This is a genomic window from Lysobacter korlensis (assembly GCF_042434515.1).
The window spans coordinates 367,464-386,390 of sequence record NZ_JBHLTG010000004.1; the positions used below are offsets into that span (position 1 = coordinate 367,464).

At 67.5% G+C, this 18,927-nt stretch carries 19 protein-coding genes; 7 read left to right on the top strand and 12 right to left on the bottom strand.

Annotation, left to right across the window (positions count from 1 at the left end):
• Nucleotides 1-15: 15 nt before the first annotated feature.
• From cobJ to cobG, 4 genes are read right to left on the bottom strand one after another with little or no spacing between them, the layout of a single operon-like run.
• Nucleotides 16-1,731: a precorrin-3B C(17)-methyltransferase gene (gene cobJ / locus ACFFGH_RS18175; protein WP_386670845.1), complete on the bottom strand. Its 1,716-nt coding sequence runs from the start codon at nt 1,729-1,731 to the stop codon at nt 16-18.
• Complete coding sequence (locus tag ACFFGH_RS18180; protein ID WP_386670847.1) at nt 1,731-2,465, bottom strand: precorrin-2 C(20)-methyltransferase; 735 nt, start codon at nt 2,463-2,465, stop codon at nt 1,731-1,733. Before ACFFGH_RS18180 ends, cobJ begins: the two co-directional genes overlap by 1 nt.
• Entirely contained in the window at nt 2,462-3,181 is a 720-nt protein-coding gene (locus ACFFGH_RS18185; protein WP_446686160.1) for a precorrin-8X methylmutase, read from the bottom strand. Before ACFFGH_RS18185 ends, ACFFGH_RS18180 begins: the two co-directional genes overlap by 4 nt.
• On the bottom strand, nt 3,081-4,625 hold the full coding sequence (gene cobG, locus ACFFGH_RS18190) for a precorrin-3B synthase (protein ID WP_386670849.1): 1,545 nt from the start codon (nt 4,623-4,625) through the stop codon (nt 3,081-3,083). Before cobG ends, ACFFGH_RS18185 begins: the two co-directional genes overlap by 101 nt.
• Between cobG and cbiE the strand changes: the two genes are divergently transcribed.
• From cbiE to cobM, 4 genes are read left to right on the top strand one after another with little or no spacing between them, the layout of a single operon-like run.
• Nucleotides 4,624-5,829, top strand: coding sequence for a precorrin-6y C5,15-methyltransferase (decarboxylating) subunit CbiE (cbiE, locus tag ACFFGH_RS18195; RefSeq protein ID WP_386670851.1), 1,206 nt, complete (start codon nt 4,624-4,626; stop codon nt 5,827-5,829). The two genes, cobG and cbiE, sit on opposite strands and share 2 nt — an antisense overlap.
• A complete protein-coding gene (locus ACFFGH_RS18200) occupies nt 5,829-6,917 on the top strand; it encodes a cobalt-precorrin-5B (C(1))-methyltransferase (RefSeq protein ID WP_386670853.1) in 1,089 nt (362 codons plus the stop codon). Before cbiE ends, ACFFGH_RS18200 begins: the two co-directional genes overlap by 1 nt.
• The gene (locus ACFFGH_RS18205) at nt 6,914-7,627 is read left to right on the top strand and encodes a cobalt-precorrin-6A reductase (protein WP_386670855.1); all 714 of its coding nucleotides are present in this window, start codon (nt 6,914-6,916) and stop codon (nt 7,625-7,627) included. Before ACFFGH_RS18200 ends, ACFFGH_RS18205 begins: the two co-directional genes overlap by 4 nt.
• Nucleotides 7,624-8,349 carry a precorrin-4 C(11)-methyltransferase gene (gene cobM, locus ACFFGH_RS18210; protein ID WP_386670857.1) on the top strand — a complete coding sequence of 242 codons (726 nt, stop codon included), beginning with the start codon at nt 7,624-7,626 and terminating at the stop codon, nt 8,347-8,349. Before ACFFGH_RS18205 ends, cobM begins: the two co-directional genes overlap by 4 nt.
• Nucleotides 8,350-8,394: 45 nt before the next feature.
• On the opposite strand, the gene bluB is transcribed toward cobM, so the two are convergent.
• The 6 genes from bluB to ACFFGH_RS18240 all read right to left on the bottom strand — a co-directional run bounded on the left by bluB (nt 8,395) and on the right by ACFFGH_RS18240 (nt 12,726).
• Nucleotides 8,395-9,036: a 5,6-dimethylbenzimidazole synthase gene (bluB, locus tag ACFFGH_RS18215; protein WP_386670859.1), complete on the bottom strand. Its 642-nt coding sequence runs from the start codon at nt 9,034-9,036 to the stop codon at nt 8,395-8,397.
• The gene (locus ACFFGH_RS18220; RefSeq protein ID WP_386671286.1) at nt 9,020-10,321 is read right to left on the bottom strand and encodes a cobyrinic acid a,c-diamide synthase CobB; all 1,302 of its coding nucleotides are present in this window, start codon (nt 10,319-10,321) and stop codon (nt 9,020-9,022) included. Before ACFFGH_RS18220 ends, bluB begins: the two co-directional genes overlap by 17 nt.
• The gene (gene cobO / locus ACFFGH_RS18225; RefSeq protein WP_386670861.1) at nt 10,318-10,920 is read right to left on the bottom strand and encodes a cob(I)yrinic acid a,c-diamide adenosyltransferase; all 603 of its coding nucleotides are present in this window, start codon (nt 10,918-10,920) and stop codon (nt 10,318-10,320) included. The genes ACFFGH_RS18220 and cobO overlap by 4 nt, the downstream gene beginning before the upstream one ends.
• Nucleotides 10,917-11,345, bottom strand: coding sequence for a cobalamin biosynthesis protein (locus tag ACFFGH_RS18230; protein WP_386670863.1), 429 nt, complete (start codon nt 11,343-11,345; stop codon nt 10,917-10,919). The genes cobO and ACFFGH_RS18230 overlap by 4 nt, the downstream gene beginning before the upstream one ends.
• Entirely contained in the window at nt 11,342-12,169 is an 828-nt protein-coding gene (cobA, locus tag ACFFGH_RS18235; RefSeq protein ID WP_386670865.1) for a uroporphyrinogen-III C-methyltransferase, read from the bottom strand. Before cobA ends, ACFFGH_RS18230 begins: the two co-directional genes overlap by 4 nt.
• A gap of 143 nt (nt 12,170-12,312) precedes the next feature.
• Nucleotides 12,313-12,726 carry a YfeK family protein gene (locus ACFFGH_RS18240; protein WP_386670867.1) on the bottom strand — a complete coding sequence of 138 codons (414 nt, stop codon included), beginning with the start codon at nt 12,724-12,726 and terminating at the stop codon, nt 12,313-12,315.
• A 924-nt stretch (nt 12,727-13,650) separates the two neighbouring features.
• Between ACFFGH_RS18240 and ACFFGH_RS18245 the strand changes: the two genes are divergently transcribed.
• Nucleotides 13,651-14,055 (top strand): hypothetical protein, encoded by a 405-nt coding sequence (locus tag ACFFGH_RS18245; protein ID WP_386670869.1) that lies wholly within the window; start codon nt 13,651-13,653, stop codon nt 14,053-14,055.
• Nucleotides 14,056-14,432: 377 nt separating this feature from the next.
• On the opposite strand, the gene ACFFGH_RS18250 is transcribed toward ACFFGH_RS18245, so the two are convergent.
• Nucleotides 14,433-15,083, bottom strand: coding sequence for a hypothetical protein (locus ACFFGH_RS18250; protein ID WP_386670871.1), 651 nt, complete (start codon nt 15,081-15,083; stop codon nt 14,433-14,435).
• A gap of 180 nt (nt 15,084-15,263) precedes the next feature.
• Here ACFFGH_RS18250 and ACFFGH_RS18255 point away from each other — a divergent pair, with 180 nt between their 5' ends.
• On the top strand, nt 15,264-15,422 hold the full coding sequence (locus ACFFGH_RS18255) for a helicase C-terminal domain-containing protein (RefSeq protein WP_386671288.1): 159 nt from the start codon (nt 15,264-15,266) through the stop codon (nt 15,420-15,422).
• Nucleotides 15,423-15,581: 159 nt separating this feature from the next.
• On the opposite strand, the gene ACFFGH_RS18260 is transcribed toward ACFFGH_RS18255, so the two are convergent.
• Complete coding sequence (locus ACFFGH_RS18260) at nt 15,582-17,069, bottom strand: S41 family peptidase (RefSeq protein ID WP_386670873.1); 1,488 nt, start codon at nt 17,067-17,069, stop codon at nt 15,582-15,584.
• A 134-nt stretch (nt 17,070-17,203) separates the two neighbouring features.
• On the opposite strand from ACFFGH_RS18260, the gene ACFFGH_RS18265 reads away from it, so the two are divergent.
• On the top strand, nt 17,204-18,502 hold the full coding sequence (locus tag ACFFGH_RS18265; protein WP_386670875.1) for a tetratricopeptide repeat protein: 1,299 nt from the start codon (nt 17,204-17,206) through the stop codon (nt 18,500-18,502).
• The last annotated feature ends 425 nt before the right edge of the window (nt 18,503-18,927 follow it).

Here is an 18,927-nt window from a genome sequence, read left to right on the forward strand (position 1 = left end):
AGCCCAGCGGCCGACTCAGTTCGGCGCCGGATACCAGCGCGGCGTATAGACCCAGTCGCTCGCGTCGTCGCGCGGAAACCGCCGGGTTGTCGACGAGCCCACGATGACCGTCGTGCGCATGTCGACCTGGTCTGCGGTCAGCTCGCCCAGGCTCAGCGAGACCAGACGAGCGCCCGGGCGTTGGATGTCACGCCCGAGCACCACCGGAGTATTGCTGTCGTGGTACATGCGGATCAGTTCAAGCGCGCGCTCGAGCTGCCACGGCCGCGCCTTCGAAATCGGGTTGTAGAAGCCCATCACCAGATCCGCTTCCGCAGCCAGGCGCAGCCGCTTTTCGATCACGTCCCAGGGCTTGAGGTTGTCCGACAGCGAGATCAGGCAGAAATCGTGGCCCAGCGGCGCGCCGGCCATCGCAGCCGTCGCGATGGCGGCCGACACGCCGGGCAGGATGGTGAGTTCGACGTCGTGCCAGGCGGGATCGGCGGCGCTTTCCAGCGCTTCCAGCACGGCGGCCGCCATCGCGAAGATGCCCGGATCGCCCGAGGACACGATCGCCACGTGTCGGCCCTCCGACGCCAGCGCGAACGCATGGCGGGCGCGCTGCATTTCCTCGCGGTTGTCGGTGCCGTGCGCACGCTGGTGCGGGCCGAGCGGGCCGGCCATCTCGACGTAGGTGCTGTAACCGAGAATGTCGGTGGCCCGTTCCAGGGCCGCGCGTGCGGCGGGAATCATGAAGTCGCGGCTGCCTGGCCCCAGGCCGACCACCGCCACGCTGCCACGCGCCTGTCCGATCTGTGCGGGGTCGAGTGGGCTGGGTGCGACTGCGATCGCCAGGGTCGGGGATTCTTCGGCGAGCCGGTACGGCGCCGGCAGACCGCACGCGAGCCACTGCGAAGGCGCGGCGTCGTGCTCGATTTCGACATAGCGCACCGCCGCGCCCAAGCGCGTCGCCGCCTCGCGCAGTGCGGCCCGCCGCATGTGTCGCCTGGGCGCGATGAGCGTCGCAAGCGAGCGCCGGGCCAGCCCGCAGCGATCGAGCGCAGCACCGACGTCGCGTTCCAGCGCGTCCGCGTCCTCGCGGTCGCAATCAATCGCGACGGCCACGCTGCGTGGATGGATGCGCAATTCGCCCGCCTCGCCGTCGCCGGCCTGCGGGGTAATGCGGATGACGCGAGCGGCATCGTCAGTGCGCGTAAACCGCAGCGGCTCCAACCACGGCGCCTCGCCCGAGATGCGCACCGGCGCTCCGGCCAGCAGATCGGAGACGAAGCGCTTGCCCTCATCGAGGCTTGCCAGCGCATAGCCTTCCGGCGGATCGAGCAGGCAGGCGCCGAAGCGCAGTTCGCCGCTGGTGGTGATCGCCGGTGCCACGCCGAGCGCCGCGCCGATCTCACGCGCCAGGTCGTTTACGCCGCTCAGTCCGCCGAGCAGCGGCACCACCGCGCTGCCGTCTTCGGCGACCGCGAGCACCGCAGGATCGGCGTCCTTCTGCGCACCCGCCACCCGTGCGGCGAGCGCGCGAATGACGATGCCCGCCGCGCAGATCGCGACGATCGGAGTGCCGGCCGCGTGCAGTTCGCAGAGGTGTCGACCGAACTGCTCGTATGGCACGTCGACGTCATCGCCGACGCGATCGCGCAGGCCATGGATCGCGCTGCCGGGCAGGCGCTCCCGCAACTGGCGCGCAACGGCCAGCGCGCCCGGTCCCAGCACGATGATCGCCGCGCCCATCAGCCCTGCCACTTCGGGCCCGGCATCAGCACCAGCGAGAAGTACGGCGACGAGCCGGGCTCGACATCCTCCAGCGGCACGATGCGCTGGCCGGGCATCGTGGCCCGTTCGATGTAGAGCGCCCGCTCCAGCAGTCCCAGCTCGGCAATCACCTCGCGCACCTTGGGCAGGTTGCGGCCCAGTTTCATGACCACCACCGCATCGGCGCCCTGGATGCGCTGGCTGAGTTCGTCTTTCGAAAGCGTTCCGGACAGCACCAGCAGGGACTGGTCGCGATACACCAGCGGTGCACCCAGCATGGCCGCGCCGCCCAGCATCGCGCAGACACCGGGCACGACTTCGGTCGTGTACCGCGCGGCAAGCCGGTCGTGCAGGTACATGTACGAGCCGTAGAGCATCGGGTCGCCTTCGCAGATCACTGCGACGTCGTGGCCCGCATCCAGATGCGCGGCGACCTGCGCGGCGGCGCCGTCGTAGAACTCGCGCATGATGTCGTCGTAGCGCTGCGGACCGCTCGGCGCCTCGGTCGTGATCGGATACACGAGTGGCAACCGCGTGTGGCTCGCGTCCAGATGCCCCTCGATCGTGGTGAACGCATTGCCGGCCTTGCCACGCGCGGCGAAGTACGCCACCACCTGCGATTCGCGCAGGCGGCGCACCGTCTTGAGCGTGACCAGCTCGGGATCACCCGGGCCCACGCCCAGCCCGTACAGCCGCCCCGGCGCGGGGCTCATTCGACCTCCGTGGCAAGCGCGTTGACTGCCGCGGCCGCCATCGCACTGCCGCCGCGCCTGCCGTGCACGACCACGAACGGCACGCCGCGCGAATGCTCGGCCAGCATCGCCTTGGATTCGACCGCACCGACAAAACCCACCGGGAACCCCAGGATCAGCGCCGGCCGCGGCGCGCCCGCGTCGAGCAGTTCGAGCAGACGAAAAAGCGCAGTCGGCGCATTGCCGATCACGACGACGCTGCCCGCCAGCCGCTCGCCCCACAGGTCCAGTGCCGCAGCCGAGCGCGTGTTGCCGATGCTGCGCGCCAGCGCGGGCACCTGCGGATCGTGCAACGTGCAGATCACCTCGTTGTTCATCGGCAGCCGCGACAGGGTGATGCCTTCAGCCACCATGCGCGCATCGCAAAGGATCGGCGCGCCACTGGCGAGCGCCTTCCGACCGATCGTGCCGGCCCCGGGTGAGAACGCCAGGTCGTTGACGATGTCGGTCATGCCGCAGGCATGGATCACGCGCACCGCGAGCTTCTCGAGGTCGGCGGGGATGCGGGAGAGGTCTGACTCGGCGCGGATCGTGGCGAACGACTTGTCGTAGATGGCCTGGCCGTCGCGAATGTAGTTAAGCATCAACAGTCTCCTGGCCGACCGCACGCAGGACGACAGCCGCTTCTTGGATTGATAGGCGATGCGCGATGCACTGGCCGAGGCCGGGGCGGTCATCGCGGCGGTAGAGATCGTAGAGGTGCGGCGCGACCGCCAGCAACGTATATGCGGCCGCAGTCGGGGCCGCGCACGAACGCGGGCAGCCCGACACATGCACCATTCCGGGCGGCAGCACGCCGGCCGCGAGCACCATTGCATCGGCCTTGGTGTCGACCGGACTGCGCGCGCAGCCCGTCGAACCGGCGCAGGCGATCAACCGTGCCAACGGCTGCTGTGCATCGCAGATCAGATCGAGGTCGCGCAGGCGCGACAGCGTCATCGCGACGCGGCCTGGCTCGACATCCGGCAGCAGCGCGCCCTGCCAAGGCGTCAAGCGCAGGCGGCTGCATCCTGCTTCGCGCGACAGCTCGGCCAGGCGGTCGAGCCGATCGGCATCGATCCGGCCCAGCGGCGGTTGGAATCCGACGTAGCAGTACGCCCCGTCGCGCTGTGGATGTGCGCCCAGACGCGATGCACTGTCGACACCGCGGCGTCGCCAGTTGCCGAGGTCCGCCTGCGACGCGGACGCAATTCGTGCGCGCGCCTGCGCATGCTCGACGATGGCGTCGGCACCGGTGTGGGCGACCAGCTCACGCATGCGTCCGATCTCGGCCTGGCGCAGCTCGAGAAACGCGTGGGTCAGCGCGATGACCGTGGCGGCCGCGTGCGCTTCCTCGACCACGCCTACGAGGCTTCCATCGTCGCGATGCGAAGGCGGCGTGCCCGCCAGGCCAACCGCAAAACGCGCGCCGCTCGCTGCAGGCAATGCCGCCAGCCAGATGTCGTGCGGGTGGTCGAGTTCGGCCAGGCCCTCGCCACCGTCGATCAGGATCGCGAACTTCGGCGACAGCGCATCGAAGCCCGGCTCCAGCTGCATCGCCCGCAGCAGTTCATCGGCCAGCGGACGGGTATCGAGCAGCGCCTGCGGATCGATGCCGGCGGTCGGGCTGATCATGACGTTGCGGCGATCGTCGCGTGCAGACGTGGCAGTGGGATCAACCGTGCCCGCATCGGTGCCCTGCGTGCGCAGCGGCCCGAGCCCGGCGGCTGTAAGCGCGTCGATCAGCGCATCCTCGTCGGTCCGCCGGATGCCGCGCAGCTGCAGATTCGCCCGGTTCGTGAATTCGATTACTCCCGAGCCATGGCGGCGCGCGCAGTCGGCAATCGCTGCGGCTTGCGCAGCCAGCAATTCGCCACCCGGGAGTTTTATGCGGCACAGGCCGCCGTCGACTGCGTCGACGATGCGATGCAGGCTGGGGCAGCCGCTGCGCGAACGGGCGCTCATGTCGCCGCCCCGGCGTATCGCATCCATCTGGTTCCGTTGCCCCGCGGGCCGATAGTCTAGCGGCTCGCTCCAACGGGCGGTTCGCCGCTGCTGGCGCGTGCTCAATTGCGATTGCGTGCCACGAATGGCAGCCTTAGACAGATGAATATGACGTCGAAATGGTCGGGCTAGGGGCATGCAAGCCTGGCTGACCGTAGTCGGTATCGGGGACGACGGCTTCGACGGATTGACGCGCCCGGCGCGCCGCGCGCTGTTCGCCGCGACCCAGGTGCACGGCGGCGAGCGCCACCTTGCGATGCTGCCCGCGCGGGTGAGGGCCGAGCGCCGCCCATGGCCGAAGCCGTTCGATGTGCAGGCAGTGCTCGCTCGCCGCCACCAGCCCACCTGCGTGCTGGCCAGTGGCGATCCGATGTTCTACGGCGTGGGTGTGGTGCTCGCGCGCTGCGTGCAGCCCGACGAGCTGCGCATCCTGCCGGCGCCCTCGTCGGCCTCGCTTGCGGCTGCGCGTCTCGGGTGGCCGCTGCAGGAGGTCGAGGTGGTCTCGCTCGTGGCGCGGCCGCTGACCGCGCTTGCAGCGCAGCTGCAGCCCGGCACGCGCCTGTTCGTGCTGAGCGAGGATGGCCACACGCCCGAGGCCGTTGCGCGGCTGCTGCAAGACCGCGGCTACGGCGACAGCCGCATGACCGTATTCGAGCACCTGGGCGGCAATGCCGAGCGTCGTATTGCGAACACGGCCCGCGGATGGCCGCGCGACTGCGTCGTGGCGGCACTGAACCTGGTCGCACTCGAATGCATCGCGGACCCGGGCGCAGCCGCGTGGCCGCTGTGCAGCGGACTGCCCGACGAGGCCTACCGGCACGACGGGCAGATCACCAAGCGCGACGTACGCGCGATCACGCTGGCGCGGCTGGGGCCCAGACCGGGTGAGCTCTTGTGGGATGTGGGCGCAGGCTCGGGATCGATCGGCATCGAATGGGTGCGGGCGCATCCGCACTGCCGGGCGATCGCCATCGAAGCCAATGAGGCGCGCCAGGCGATGATCTCGCACAACCGCGACGCACTCGGCGCAGCCGCGCTGCGTCTGGTGGAAGGCGCTGCGCCCGAGGCACTGGAGGGCTTGCCAGCGCCCGACGCGGTGTTCATCGGCGGCGGCATCACCGCGCCTGGCGTGCTCGAGGCCTGCTGGAGTGCCTTGCGTCCGGGTGGGCGGCTGGTCGCCAATGCGGTGACGCTTGAGGCCGAACTCCGGGTCGCGCAATGGCGCGGTCTCCATGGTGGCCGACTGACGCGTATTTCACTGATGGATGCGCAGCCGCTGGGCGGGTTCGAAACCTGGCGCGCGGCGTTGCCGATCACGCTGTACGACGTGGTCAAGCCCTGATGCGCGAGGAAACGCCGGAGCAACCGCGGCCACTTCGCAGTGGCTACACCACCGGCGCCTGCGCGACCGCAACGGCGCTCGCGGCCGCGCGGTTGTTGCTCACCGGCGAAGCTGGCGACGTCGTCACGATCGTGTTGCCGAAGGGAAAGCAGGTCGATTTCAGACTGACCTACTGCCGCCGCGTGGCGGAGCGCGCGGAAGCCGGCACGATCAAGGACGCGGGCGATGATCCCGACGTCACGCATGGCGCCGTGGTGTTCTCCCGGGTTGCGCTGTGCGAACGGCCGGGCGTGGTGTTCCATGCGGGGCCGGGCGTAGGCACGGTGACGCGGCCCGGGCTGTCGCTCGCGGTCGGCGAGCCGGCGATCAATCCGGTGCCGCGGCAGATGATCGGCGACCATCTGCGTGCCCTGCAGCAGGCGCACGGTTACACCGGTGGATTCGATGTCTGGGTCGGCGTTGAAAACGGCGAGCAACTCGCGCTCAAGACGATGAACGCACGGCTCGGCATCCTCGGCGGGCTGTCGATTCTTGGAACCACCGGCATCGTGCGGCCGTTCTCGTGCTCGGCGTACATCGCCTCCATCCACCAGGGCATCGATGTGGCGAACGCGAACGGCTGCACGCACATCGCCGCCTGCACCGGCAACCGCAGTGAGACCGCGGTGCGCGAGCGCTACGGGTTACCGGACATGGCGTTGATCGAGATGGGCGATTTCGCTGGTGCCGTGCTCAAGCACCTTCGGCAGGTGCCGGTGCCGCGACTCACGCTCTGCGGCGGCTTCGGCAAGTTGAGCAAGCTCGCCGCCGGTCATCTGAACCTGCACAGCAGCCATTCGGCCATCGATCTGCAGCAGCTCGCGCAGTGGGCGGCCGCGCAGGGCGCGAGCGATGCGCTGCTGGACGCGATCCAATCGTCCAACACCAGCCAGCAGGCGCTCGCGCTGTCGCTCGCCGCCGGCGTGCCGTTGGGCGACATCGTCTGCGCCGAGGCCCGACGAATCGCACGGGGCATCGTGCCGGCGAGCGTCGAGGTCGACGTGCTCGCGATCGACAACACCGGCCGCATCGTCGGACAGGCGGCGTGAGCCGCATCCTCGTACTCGGCGGCACCGGCGAAGGACTGGCGCTGGCGCGACGTCTCGGCCCCGACGATATCTACAGCGTCGCCGGTCTGGGCAAGCGGCCTGAAGGCTTGGCCTGTTCGGTACGCGAGGGCGGCTTTGGTGGGGCGGACGGGCTTGCGCGTTTCATCGCCGCCGCCGGTGTGGATCGGGTAATCGACGCCACCCATCCGTACGCGGCGCAGATCAGCGCCAACGCACGTCATGCGACGTTCGCGACAGGTACCGCGCTGTGGGCGCTGCGCCGTGCTGCGTGGTCTGCCCAGCCCGGCGACGACTGGCGCATGGTGGACGACTGGGACGGCATCATGGCCGCGATCGCGCCGTTCCGCCGGCCGCTGTTTACGCTCGGGCGCGAGCCCTTGCAGCACCTCGATGACATTCCCGCGTCCCAGTACTGGACCGTTCGTTGTCTCGACGCGCGGGCCGGGACCGAGCGCGCGCGAGTGCTGGCCGATCGCGGGCCGTTCGCACTCGCGGCCGAGCGTGAGCTGTTCGAGCGTGAGCGCTTCGACGTGATCGTCAGCAAGAACAGCGGTGGCGCGTCGACCGAGGCGAAGCTCGAAGTCGCGCGCGAGCGCGGTCTGCCCGTGGTGATGCTTCGGCGTCCCGTGCTGCCGGAGGCCGACCGGTCGTTCCGTACCCTCGAAGAGTTACTGAGCAACCTGCCATGACCGTTTTCTTCATCGGCGCCGGCCCCGGCGATCCGGAACTGATCACCGTCAAAGGCCAGCGGCTGGTGCGCAGCTGTCCGGTGATTCTCTACGCGGGCTCGCTGGTGCCGCGCGCCGTGCTTGAAGGGCATCGTGCCGAGCAGGTCGTCGATACCGCCGAACTGGACCTGGACCGGATCGTGGAGCTGCTCGCCGCGGCGCACGCGCGGGGCCAGGACGTCGCGCGCGTGCACTCGGGCGATCCGTCCTTGTACGGCGCGATCGGCGAACAGATTCGCGTGCTGCGCGAGCTCGATATTCCCTATGAAATCGTGCCGGGCGTGACGGCCACGGCCGCCAGCGCCGCCAGCTTGGGGTGCGAGCTCACGCTGCCCGGCGTATCGCAGACGTTGATCCTGACGCGACACGCGGACAAGACGCGCATGCCCGAAGGCGAGGCGCTTGCTGATCTGGCCCGGCACCGCGCGACGATGGCGATCCATCTCAGCGTGCGAAAACTGCCCGAAATCGTGGAGCTGCTCGCGCCGCACTACGGCGCGGACTGCCCGGTTGCGGTCGTCTATCGCGCCAGCTGGCCGGACGAGCGCCGCGTCTTGGGCACACTGGCCGACATCGTGGCGCGCGTGGACGAAGGCGCCACGATCGAGCGCACCGCACTGATCCTGGTCGGTCGCGTGCTGGCGATGGAAGGCTTCGCCCGTTCCACGCTCTACGCGTCGTGATGTCGGCCTGAGCGGACGATTAGGCCCGCGGCTGGTTCAGCGGGTTCAGCTGCCCCAGCCGTTTTCGTACAGGCAATCGGCCAGCGGGGCGCGCTGCGCCCAGCCTTCGGCCTGCAGCATCGGCTGCTGGTAGAACTCGTCGACATGGCCGAGGCAGAGGATCGCGACCGGCTTCGCACCCTCGGGCATCCGCAAAAGCTCGCGCACCGCATCGACATCGAACATCGACACCCAGCCCATGCCGAGTCCTTCTGCGCGTGCGGCCAGCCACATGTTCTGGATCGCGCAGGCGACCGATGCGAGGTCCATCTCCGGCATCGTACGTCGGCCGAAGACGTGCGCCTCGCGGCCGTCCATGAGCGCCATCACCAGCAACTCGCCGCATTCGCCCATGCCTTCGACTTTGAGCTTCATGAACGCATCGCGGCGCTCGCCCAACGCATCGGCCGTCGCCTGGCGCTCGCGTTCGACCACGTCGCGCAGTGCCGTGCGTAGCGCGGGGTCGGTGATCCGCACGACGCGCCAGGGCTGCATGAAGCCGACACTCGGCGCGTGGTGCGCGGCATCGAGCAGTCGTTCTAGCACGCGCGGATCGACCGCGCCGGCAACGAAATGCCGCATGTCCCGCCGCTCGTGAATCGCGCGGTAGACGGCGGCCCGTTCGGATTCGTCAAACGGCTTGGCCATTGAAGATCGCGGTGATGAAAGCGGGGTTGGAGGGCCAGTAGCCGTGCATGTAGGTCGCGGTAACGCTGCCTTGCTGATGCAGTGCTTCGCCGGGCGATCCGCGAAGCGGATGCAGCGCCCTCAGGCGCGGCGTCAGCGGCGTTTCGATCTTCGAGTAGTGGAAGCAATGCCCGGTCAATGCGCCGTGCGCGGTGTCCAGCTGCTGCATGCCCAGCGCGGCGAGTCTGCGCTGCATGGTCGCGTGTCCGGGCAGCACGCCCAGCATCGGAAACGTCTCGCCCTGCTGGTCGGTCAGGTGCTCCATCAGGTAGAGCATGCCCCCGCACTCGGCCAGGACGGGCTTGCCTGCGTCGATCAAGCCGCGGATCGCCTCGGCGCTGCGCCGGTTGCCGGTCAGCCGCGCTGCGTGCAGTTCCGGATAGCCGCCGGGCAGGTAGAGCGCATCGGCGTCGGGCACGGCTTCGTCGGCGAGCGGGGAGAAGCCACGCAGCTCGGCACCGAGCGACACCAGCAGGTCGAGATTGGCCGGATAGACGAACGAGAACGCGGCGTCGCGCGCGACCGCGATGCGCTTGCCCTCGAGCGTTCGGCGCAGCTTCGGCATCGGCTCGGCGCGGAACTCGACCGGCGCCGGCAGTTCAACGATCGGCTGGCCCGACAGCGCATCGGCGGCCAGGTCGAGTCGGCGATCGAGGTCGGCAATCTCGCTTGCCTGGAACAGGCCCAGGTGGCGGTCCGGAAGCTCGATGTCGCCCTCGGCGGCTACGTGCCCGGCCCAGCGCATGCCAAGCGGCAGTGATTCGCGCAGCATCGTCGCGTGGTGCGGCGAGCCGACGCGGTTCGCGAAGACGCCATGGAACGGCAGGCCGGGCCGGTAGTGGGCAAGGCCCGTCGCCACCGCGCCGAAGGTCTGCGCCATCGCCTTGGCCGAGATCACCGGCATTACCGGAATGTTGAAGCGTGCGGCGATGTCCGCGCTGCTGGGCGTGCCGTCGTACAGCCCCATCACGCCTTCGACCAGGATGAGGTCGGCGTCGGCGGCCGCGTCCGCGAGCATCGCGCTGCAGGCGTCCTCGCCCACCATCCAAAGATCGAGTGAGTACACCGGCGCGCCACTGGCACGCTCGAGGATCATCGGATCGAGAAAATCGGGGCCGACCTTGAACACCCTGACCCGCCGCCCGAGTCGACGGTGATGGCGCGCCAGCCCGGCCGTGATCGTCGTCTTGCCCTGCCCCGAAGCCGGGGCCGTGACTAGCAGGGCAGGGCAATGGGCCGTGCTCAGAACTCGACCCCGGGCTGCGCCTTGACGTGCTGTTCGCGGTACGGGTGTTTGACCACGCGCATCTCAGTGACCAGGTCGGCCGCTTCGATCAGCCGCTCGGGCGCATGGCGTCCGGTCACGACCACATGAAGCATCGGCGGTCGCGCGGAAATCACCTCGAGCACCTCGTCCAGCGGCAGGTATTCGTACTTCAGGACGGTGTTGAGCTCATCGAGAATCACCATCTGGTATTCGCCGCTGCGGATCATCCTGCACGCTTCGTCCCAGCCCTTGCGTGCGGTCGCGATGTCGGCATCGCGATCCTGCGTGTTCCAGGTGTAGCCGTCGCCCATGGTGACGAAATCGCAGTTGGGCACGGCACTGAAGAAGTCGCGCTCCGCGGTGTGCAGTGCACCCTTGATGAACTGCACGACGCCCAGTTTCATGCCGTGCCCCAGCACGCGTACCGCCATGCCGAACGCGGCCGTCGTCTTGCCCTTGCCGGTGCCCGTGTTGACTACCAGCAGGCCTTTTTCGACCGTGGCTTCGGCCTGTTTCTTTTCATGGCCTTCGCGGCGCCGTTCCGTCATGCGCTGGTGCGAGGCTGCGTCGGTCTTCACAAAGCGACTCCTTCTGAAGCGGAAACGATGGATGGGCCGGCGTCGAGCGTGTCCATCGCGATTGCCACGGTGACGCCGTCGTAGGCGGTCTTGGCGGTCACAAGGACGCCGTTGCGTGCGCCAAGCAGGGCGCACGGCTCGCTGACCGCGCGCACACCGACGTGCCTGGAAGCCGCATCGGATTCGGTAAAGGCTTCCGGCGCGAGCCCGGCGATGCGGTCGCGCGCGATACCGCGCAACGGCAGCGCGTGCCGGTGACAGAATTCCACCAGGCCCGGCTCGGCTGTCTTGTCTTCGATCGTCGCCACCTGGCGGACCTGCGCGAGCGAGCGGGCGCCCAATGCCGCCAGCACAGCGGATTCGACGTGCTGGACCGTGATGCCGCGCCGACAACCGATGCCCAGGGTGAGCAGGCGTTCGGTCATGCCATTGCGTCGATGCGACCGAGCGCCATCGACGGTGCAGCGGTTCCTACGACTGCGCCAATCACCACGATTGCCGGCGAGCCAAGGCCGTGGTGCGTGACCGCCTGAGCCAGCTCCGCTAGTGGACAGATCATGTGCCGCTGCTCGGGCCGCGTCGCTGATTCGATGACCGCGCAGGGCATGTTGGGATTCATGGCCGCGGCCAGCAGCGCCTCGGCGATCTCCTCGATGCGCGTGATGCCCATATAGATCACCAGCGTCATGCCGCTGGCCGCGAGCAGTGCCCAGTTCGGAGCCTGTTCGCCCGCGCTGTGACCGGTGACGAAGATCACCCCTTGCGCGTAGTCGCGTTGGGTCACCGGAATGCCGATCGTCGTCGGCGCAGCGATGCCGGCGGTGATGCCGCTGATCACTTCCGCCTGCACGCCCGCTGCGCGCAACGCCTGCAGCTCTTCGCCACCACGTCCGAAAACGAACGGGTCGCCCCCTTTGAGGCGCGCGACGTGCCGGCCCGCACGCAGGTGTTCGAGCATCATCCGGATGATCTCATCCTGCGACGCGGAGGCTCGTCCGCCGCGTTTGCCGACGTAGATGACCTGCGCGTCCGCACGCACGAACTGGAGCGTATCGGCGGTCACCAGATCGTCGACGAGCACGACGTCGGCCAGCGCCAGCGCGCGTGTCGCCTTCAGCGTGAGCAGCTCGACATCGCCGGGGCCTGCGCCGATGAGCCAGGCGCGCGTGCGGCCGGCATCAGGCTGTACTGCGTCGGACTCGGGCTGGATGGTTCCGTCTTGCACGTGGGCGCAGTCGAGTCGGGTCATGGCGTCCTTCGGTCGGGGCTCGGTGGCGTATCCGCCTGCCCAAGGCGCCCTGACCACGAGTGCGCGGGAAGCATATCGCAGATCCCCCGGCCCGGCGGAAAAGGCTGCTGCGCGTTCCGGCCGCGTAATCGCCGCTTCGCCCGCTACGCAGCGGGCGCGTCAGGCCGCCCTATGGCGGGCGGAGACGAAGTATCAGCGCCGCGAGCGGCGCCAGCGCGTATGTGACGCAACTGCTTTAGTAACCACTGCCGGCTCGGCACCGGGCTCGCCTTGCCACAGCGCACCAGGTACGGCTTGCCGCTCATGCTGCTCTTCGACGCGGCCAACTCGACGAACGACTCCGTCGTCGTGATGAGGTCCTTTTTGAGCAGGTAGGCGTACTTGCGCCCGAGATGCTCCTTGGCCTCGCCAGCCGCGTGCCAGGACCCATTCCGGCTGAACTGGCAGCCCGAGCTGGCCAGAGTAGAAAAGAGTGATTCGATCTCGTGCTTGGTGCCCGGGGCCAGGTCCCGACCTTGCGCAGAAAAAGCTGCCGTCAGGAGCAGCAGCGACAGCATGGTTCTCATGAATTTTTGCCCACAGCGCAAACGCCTGAGTTGAGACGGCCGCCTGATTGCGGTGCCAGGTGGCAGCAGTGCGGGGTCATACCGCACTTCCCGGAGTGCCTCCGCTTTTTACCCGCACCGAACTGCACAGCGAGCGAACGGTGCGCCGCGCCTACTGCTGGCGTTCATCCCTGTGTTGGGCGCAGGCCTCACCGGCAATGCGGCGGCCATCGACGTCGGTTGAGGTCTCCGAAAGCAGTGCCAACATGTTCAGCCACCGCGCATGCGGTGACCGCAACAACCCCGCACCGATCAGGTAGTGCTTCCCGTCGCTGGTCCGCACCTGGCTGGAGAGCTGGCGCGTCGCCGCGGGCCTTCTGAAGGTCCCGCTTCGGCCAGCGAAAGCAACCGCGGGCGCAGCGGCCCTCGCGGCGCAGCTTCACGAGTCGGGAACCCAGCAGTGGTTGTGCTGCGCTCAAGGGTCGTGCCTGGCCGCGTCCGCTGCTGGCCGGAAGCGGGCGCGGCCAATAGCAGCGAAGCGGCTATCTCGGCCCGGGAGTAGTGATCAGCCCTATTGGTGCGCGCAGTGAGTCGGTTTGGCTCTGCCCACGTCCACTTGCGTCGCCCCAGTTGGGTTTTAGTTGGGGGCGAAGCGCGAGATCTGTGGCGCGAAAGAAGCCATCTGCGCGTGGGCGCGCGGCGGATGTGCTTAATGCCCACATTGGCTGCACGGAGAGATACGTGACGCGTCGCTTCACTCGTTGGCTCGCCCGCTGCGCCATCAGCACGTGCGCTTTGGCCTTGGCGGGCTGTGGAGAAACTCAGCTGGCCTCGAACGAGGAGATTCGTCTTGGGAGTGGGCAGATGGTTGTGGCTGAGCGAACGCTCCGCGGCAAGAGCCTCTCGGAAATGGGAGGGCCTTCGACCCTGGTAGAAATGAACACGACCCTGCTCATCAAAAAGGGGCCGCATGGCACTCCGCCCGCGCCTCGGTGGCGCGGGCCCTACGTTCCACTGCTGCTGGATTACGACGCCGAGAACCGCACATGGTCGCTGATTACGACTGTCAACATGTGCGAGGAATGGATTGCGCTCGGGCGTCCGAACCCGCCTTACATTGAGTTTGCATCAAGGAACGGTGCCCCGTGGCAGCACGTGCCTCTCAAAGACCGGTTCATCGGGCGCGAGGCCAACCTCCTCACTGATCCGAGCACAGAGGGGGAACCAGATTTGGTAACTCCCGCCTATAAGCGCGAAGTGAATAGCAGGGTTGCGCCCATGCATCGGCAAATTATCCCTGACCGGGGTCCAAAGCAGGGCAACTTCTGCCCCCTCAAGTAACCGCCGGCCGGGGACTTACGTGGCGATGGGCATGATCAACGTCCGAACGGGATGGCCGCTAAGGCTCGGAAAGAGTCATTCATCGGAGGTCCGCCCCCCCCGGCCCAAAGCGGACACTGACGGTAGACCTGTTCCATCCGCTGTCGCAACAGTTCGCCTCAGTCGCCTACGGCGCCTCCGGCAGCGTTTCCAAAGCCGTCGCCTTATGTGCACTCGACGACGCCTTCCGGGCCCGGGTTTGCATTGACGATCATCCACATGCAGCCAGCAGACCGGACAGGGACAAAATGTAAAGTTGGAAGCGGAGGCGGCACGGCACCTCCAGGAGATGCCGTGCCGCCTGTTCCAACGGCTGGGCCCGCTAACGAGCCAGCGGCTTATGGCTGCTTGGAATACACGCTGATGATTGAGTTGGCCGAGTGGACAATTTCGGCGCTGCTTGAATCGCCGACGGTCAGGTTCGTCCCGTTGTAGCGAATGAATCCGTACGCGCGCGCAGCCGCTGACGCACCGTTGTATTGGGTGACGGTGTTCCAGCCGGGGTCATGGGTCGTCAGCACGCCATGGCCTCGCGTCGGCGCCTCGACGGCGTCCCACACCAGTGCCATTTCGATTTCGACCTCGGCGCAACCGCCTTCTTCCCGGTTTTTATCCCACGCGCAGCGGTATGCGGAGCCGGTGGCCGTGAGCTCGGCACTCGCAACAGTGCGCGAGGAGAGTTCGAATGTATTCCCTGCCGTGCTGATTGATTCGATGGCGCCGGTGCATACGTCCTCACGCAGGAAATCGACGTACATGACGCCTTCAATGTAGCCATTGACGCGTTCGCGCTTGAAGTCCGACGTGACCGCATACACCGTGGTCCGCACGGTTTCGCAAGCCGACTTCTGTTGCACCCACGATGCCGTGGTGACGACGTTATCGGCGCGGAACACATAGGGCATCGAGTACGGGGCGGCTGCAGCAGGCGTGGCAAGTAATGCGGCGATCAAGGCGCCCAAGGCGGTCGTGGCAAGTACGTTTTTCATAGTCCTTTGAATTCCCGTGTGGATTGATTTGCCAGCGGATACGCGAGGACGCGGGCCCCGGCAGGGAGCCGGGCCACAGAATGATGCAGGCAAGAAGAGCGCCATCGCGGCCGGCACTATACCTGCTACCGCTCGAGCCACATCCGAGCGGTTGCTGCGCCGGCTACGGGAGCCGGCTGCATCTACGGCCCTGTCCCCGTCCAGTATGCCGGGCGCCTGATCCGCACTCCGGAGGACAGGGGTCGCATCGTTGTGCTGGACCGGCGGGTAGTGCAGAAGCGCTACGGGCAGGACATTCTCGACGCGCTTCCGCAGTTGCGACGCGAGATTGGCCGCTGAAGCACATCAGCTTTACGCAGTGGGTAGTGCTGTCGGCCTTACCGACACGCGCATGTCCGCTTCTGGCCAGAAGCGGACGTTCAAAGGTTGCTGCTCGGAGAATGTAGGCATGGACGAGCCAAAGGGACCTCGGCACATCGTTACTTATCGGAGATAACGTTAGCCCGGCCCGCGTTTGAGCACTTCCTGCAGGGCTGCATCTAGAACAACATCAGTCTGGACAGGAACCACAGGTGTCTCGATGGCGACGTCAGGCACAACGCCCCGGGGCGCGGGGTCCCCGTTCGGCCGAAGGATGCGGGCTTTCGGGAACGTTACTTCGATACCGGACTGCGGTAGCGCGAACTTCTCCGCCGCGCCGTAGGTGCTTGCCAGATCGGCAGTTTCCTCGCCGAGCACGGTCGCGAAACCGTAGTCCTGCGCAATGGCCGCTACGAGCACGGCATTGGAGTAGGAGTGCCGATTGATGAGCAGGTAAACGGGTCCGGTAAAGCGGGCGTCGCTGCGCGGCTGCACGAGCGGAATCGGGAAGCTGACCCGGCTGCCGGCGCGCTTGCCAGCATAAGCGGCAGCCAGCTTCACTGAGATGGCCTCCGGATCCGTGCCTTGGGCTTCGGCGCGCTTCGCGTTAGCGGCGGTCGCGGCCTCGCTAACGCGAATATCGAACTCGGGGCTGAAGCGGAACGGCTTGTCGGCGAACCACGCGATCATCGGATCGGAGAACGAGTTGTCGCCGCCAGGGTTGTTGCGCAAGTCGATCAGCACGGCGCTGGCCCCGGCATCGATGAAACTCGTGAATGCCCGGTCGATGAAGGAGTGGAACGCCGACGGGTCCCACGGGTTGGTCGAGTTCGCCCGGTTGTCGTAGAACGGGCCGGGGCGCAGGTAGCCGATGCCGTCCTCGATCATCCGCGCCACGCGCTCGTTCCCGTCCAGGTCGAAGCTTGCGGGTGCCGCAGCGGCAGCGGTCCCGAACTCGGCGCGACTGCGCGCGGGCACGGTCACCCTGCGACGCAGGCCCTCAGGCGTGGTCGTCTCGACGAGGTACTGCGTGGCGCGGTCGCCGTGCCACCAGACCAGCATCGGAAGCCTCGTCTCCAGCTGCGTATAGGCCAGGTAATCGTTGTCGGCCGATACGAGCGTGCGCACACGGCCGAGCCACTCGAGCGCGGGTATGCCGTCGATCGAGCGTACCTCGTCCCCCGGGGAGATGGTTTCAATGCCGCTGTAGTCGTCCCGGACAACGACGCGCTCGCCGACCACGCGCAGGGCCAGCGGAAACGCGCTGCCGCCAGCAGCCCGGTATTCCTCCCACTCCGCCATCGGCGGCTCGATGGCGGCATGTGCGACATTGCCGTAGGCCACGAAGCGCTGGAACTCGCGCCGCAGGTCCTCCGGGGCGATGGCGGACGTTCCCAGCTGGCTGCGCAGCCGGCGATACATGGCGTCGTACTCCGCCTGTGGGCGTCGGGCGAACAGGTCGTAATGCGAGGCTTGCAGCCCTTCGTACAGGTGGTCCAGCTCGGCCTGGGCCGCCGTCGTTCGTGGGGTCGCGGCCGCTTGGATAGCAGGCGCGGCACACGCCGCGGGAAGCCCGGCCGTAGTGAGCAGGGCAAGTGCAAGGAAGAGTTTCGAGAGCAAAGGCATGCGGGTATCTCGGGCTGATGAGCCTCGCAGGAGGCGTCGAGTGGTTGCCGCGCCATACGAACCCAGCAATCCTCGCCACACCATGACGGTTTCCTCCTGCTTTCCTGAAGCACGCATCCGGATTTCTGACCACATTGAAATCAATCACTTGCCCTGATGAGATCCAGCTCGGCAACTGGCGCGTCATCCGCGCAACAGGCGAACTCATAGGCGCAGACGGTCCCCAGCGGCTCGAGCCGAAGGTCGCGGATCTGCTGTTCCTGCTGGCCGCGTCGCCCGGGGAGGCGGTGAGCCGCGAGCGAATCATGGAGGCACTCTGGCCCGGACAGGTCGTCGGAGACGACAGTCTGGCGCGAGCCGTGTTCAAACTGCGGCAGGCGTTGGGCGACGACGCGAAGGCGCCTCGCTACATCGAGACACTGTCCAAGCGTGGCTACCGGTTGATCGCGGACGTGACGTCCGTGCCGTCCCTGGACACGCCTGCCAACGTCGAACCGGCTGCCGCGTCGTCCACCCGTAGCGTTCCGCGACTAGGTGCGTGGCTCGCCTTGTGCGCGGCGGCACTGGTGCTTGTAGCAGGCGCATGGTGGCTCGCTAGCCGTCGAGCCGCGCCGGAGCGCGACCCGGGCCAACCCGGCGCCCTGACGGCCCAGGCGGACGATTTCTATTTCCAGTTCACGCGCGGGGACAACGAATCGGCGATCGAGCTCTACGAACGTGTGCTCGCCCTGCGGCCCGACGACCCCCACGCGCTTGCCGGGCTCGCGAATGCACTCGTGCAGCGCGCGATCCGCTGGCCGGTCCTCCCGGGCCAGCCACCGGTGCATTTCACCCGACTCGGCGACGCGCTCGCGCACGGCCACCTCGACCGCGAGCCCGCTTCGCGGCAATTGGAGCGCGCACGCTTGATGGCAGAGCGGGCCGTTGCTGTGGCCCCGGAGTCGTCTGCGGCGCACAAGGCCGTCGGTTTCGTCGCCAGCGCTCAAGGCCGTTTTCAAGATGCACTGACCGCGTATGAGCGGGCCGTCGAGCTGGATCCGGATGCGTGGGGAACGCTGATCAACATTGGCGATGTTCTTGAGATCACCGGCCGTGAGCGCGAAGCGCTGCCTTATTTTGAGCGCGCCTACGCCGCGATGGAGCGCGGCTATGCGAACAGCCCGGTGCAGATACGCCCATGGCATGCGCCACTAGGCGCCCTCATCGCGAAGCGTCACGCAAGCCGGGGCGATTCGGCGGCGGCGGAAGCGTGGTATCGCAGGGTCCTCGGACATTCGCCCCTGCACCCGGAATCCACAAGGGGGCTGGCGCAGCTGATGCGGGCTGGCGGCGACGAGGCCGAAGCCGAGCGCCTATGCGCCGAGTTGAGCCACCGTGTCGGCGCCGGCGCTGCATGCGATAGCACTGCTGAGGCGGCGACCGCTCCAGAGTGACGTCCTTGCGGACCGCGGGCGGAAAGCGAAGGGCCTATTCGTGCCATTGGGGCTCACGGCGCTCGTGGGTCCGCTCTTGGCCGAAAGCGGACCTAGTCAATAACAGCGGAGCGGTCAGCGCGGAGCGGTACTAGCGTTCAACCCGATCGGTACGCGCAGACTCCAACTCAGGAGAGCCAGGCTGGCTTTCCACAGCGCTTGTCGTGGCTGCAATGCTTCCCATAGTTGCTTTGGGGGCCATGTTCACGCGCGGCGCGAAGAAGCGACGCCCCGGGGAACTATTCCGACGTCTAGCAACTCGTATAAGCCGACGCCGCTTCGCGGCGCGACTTAACTCAAGTGTTAGGCTGCTATGGAAAGCACACGCGTGATGGGAAAGAGCGAGCCAACGGATCGGGCTGACAAGCTGTTTTCGTTTGTCTTGG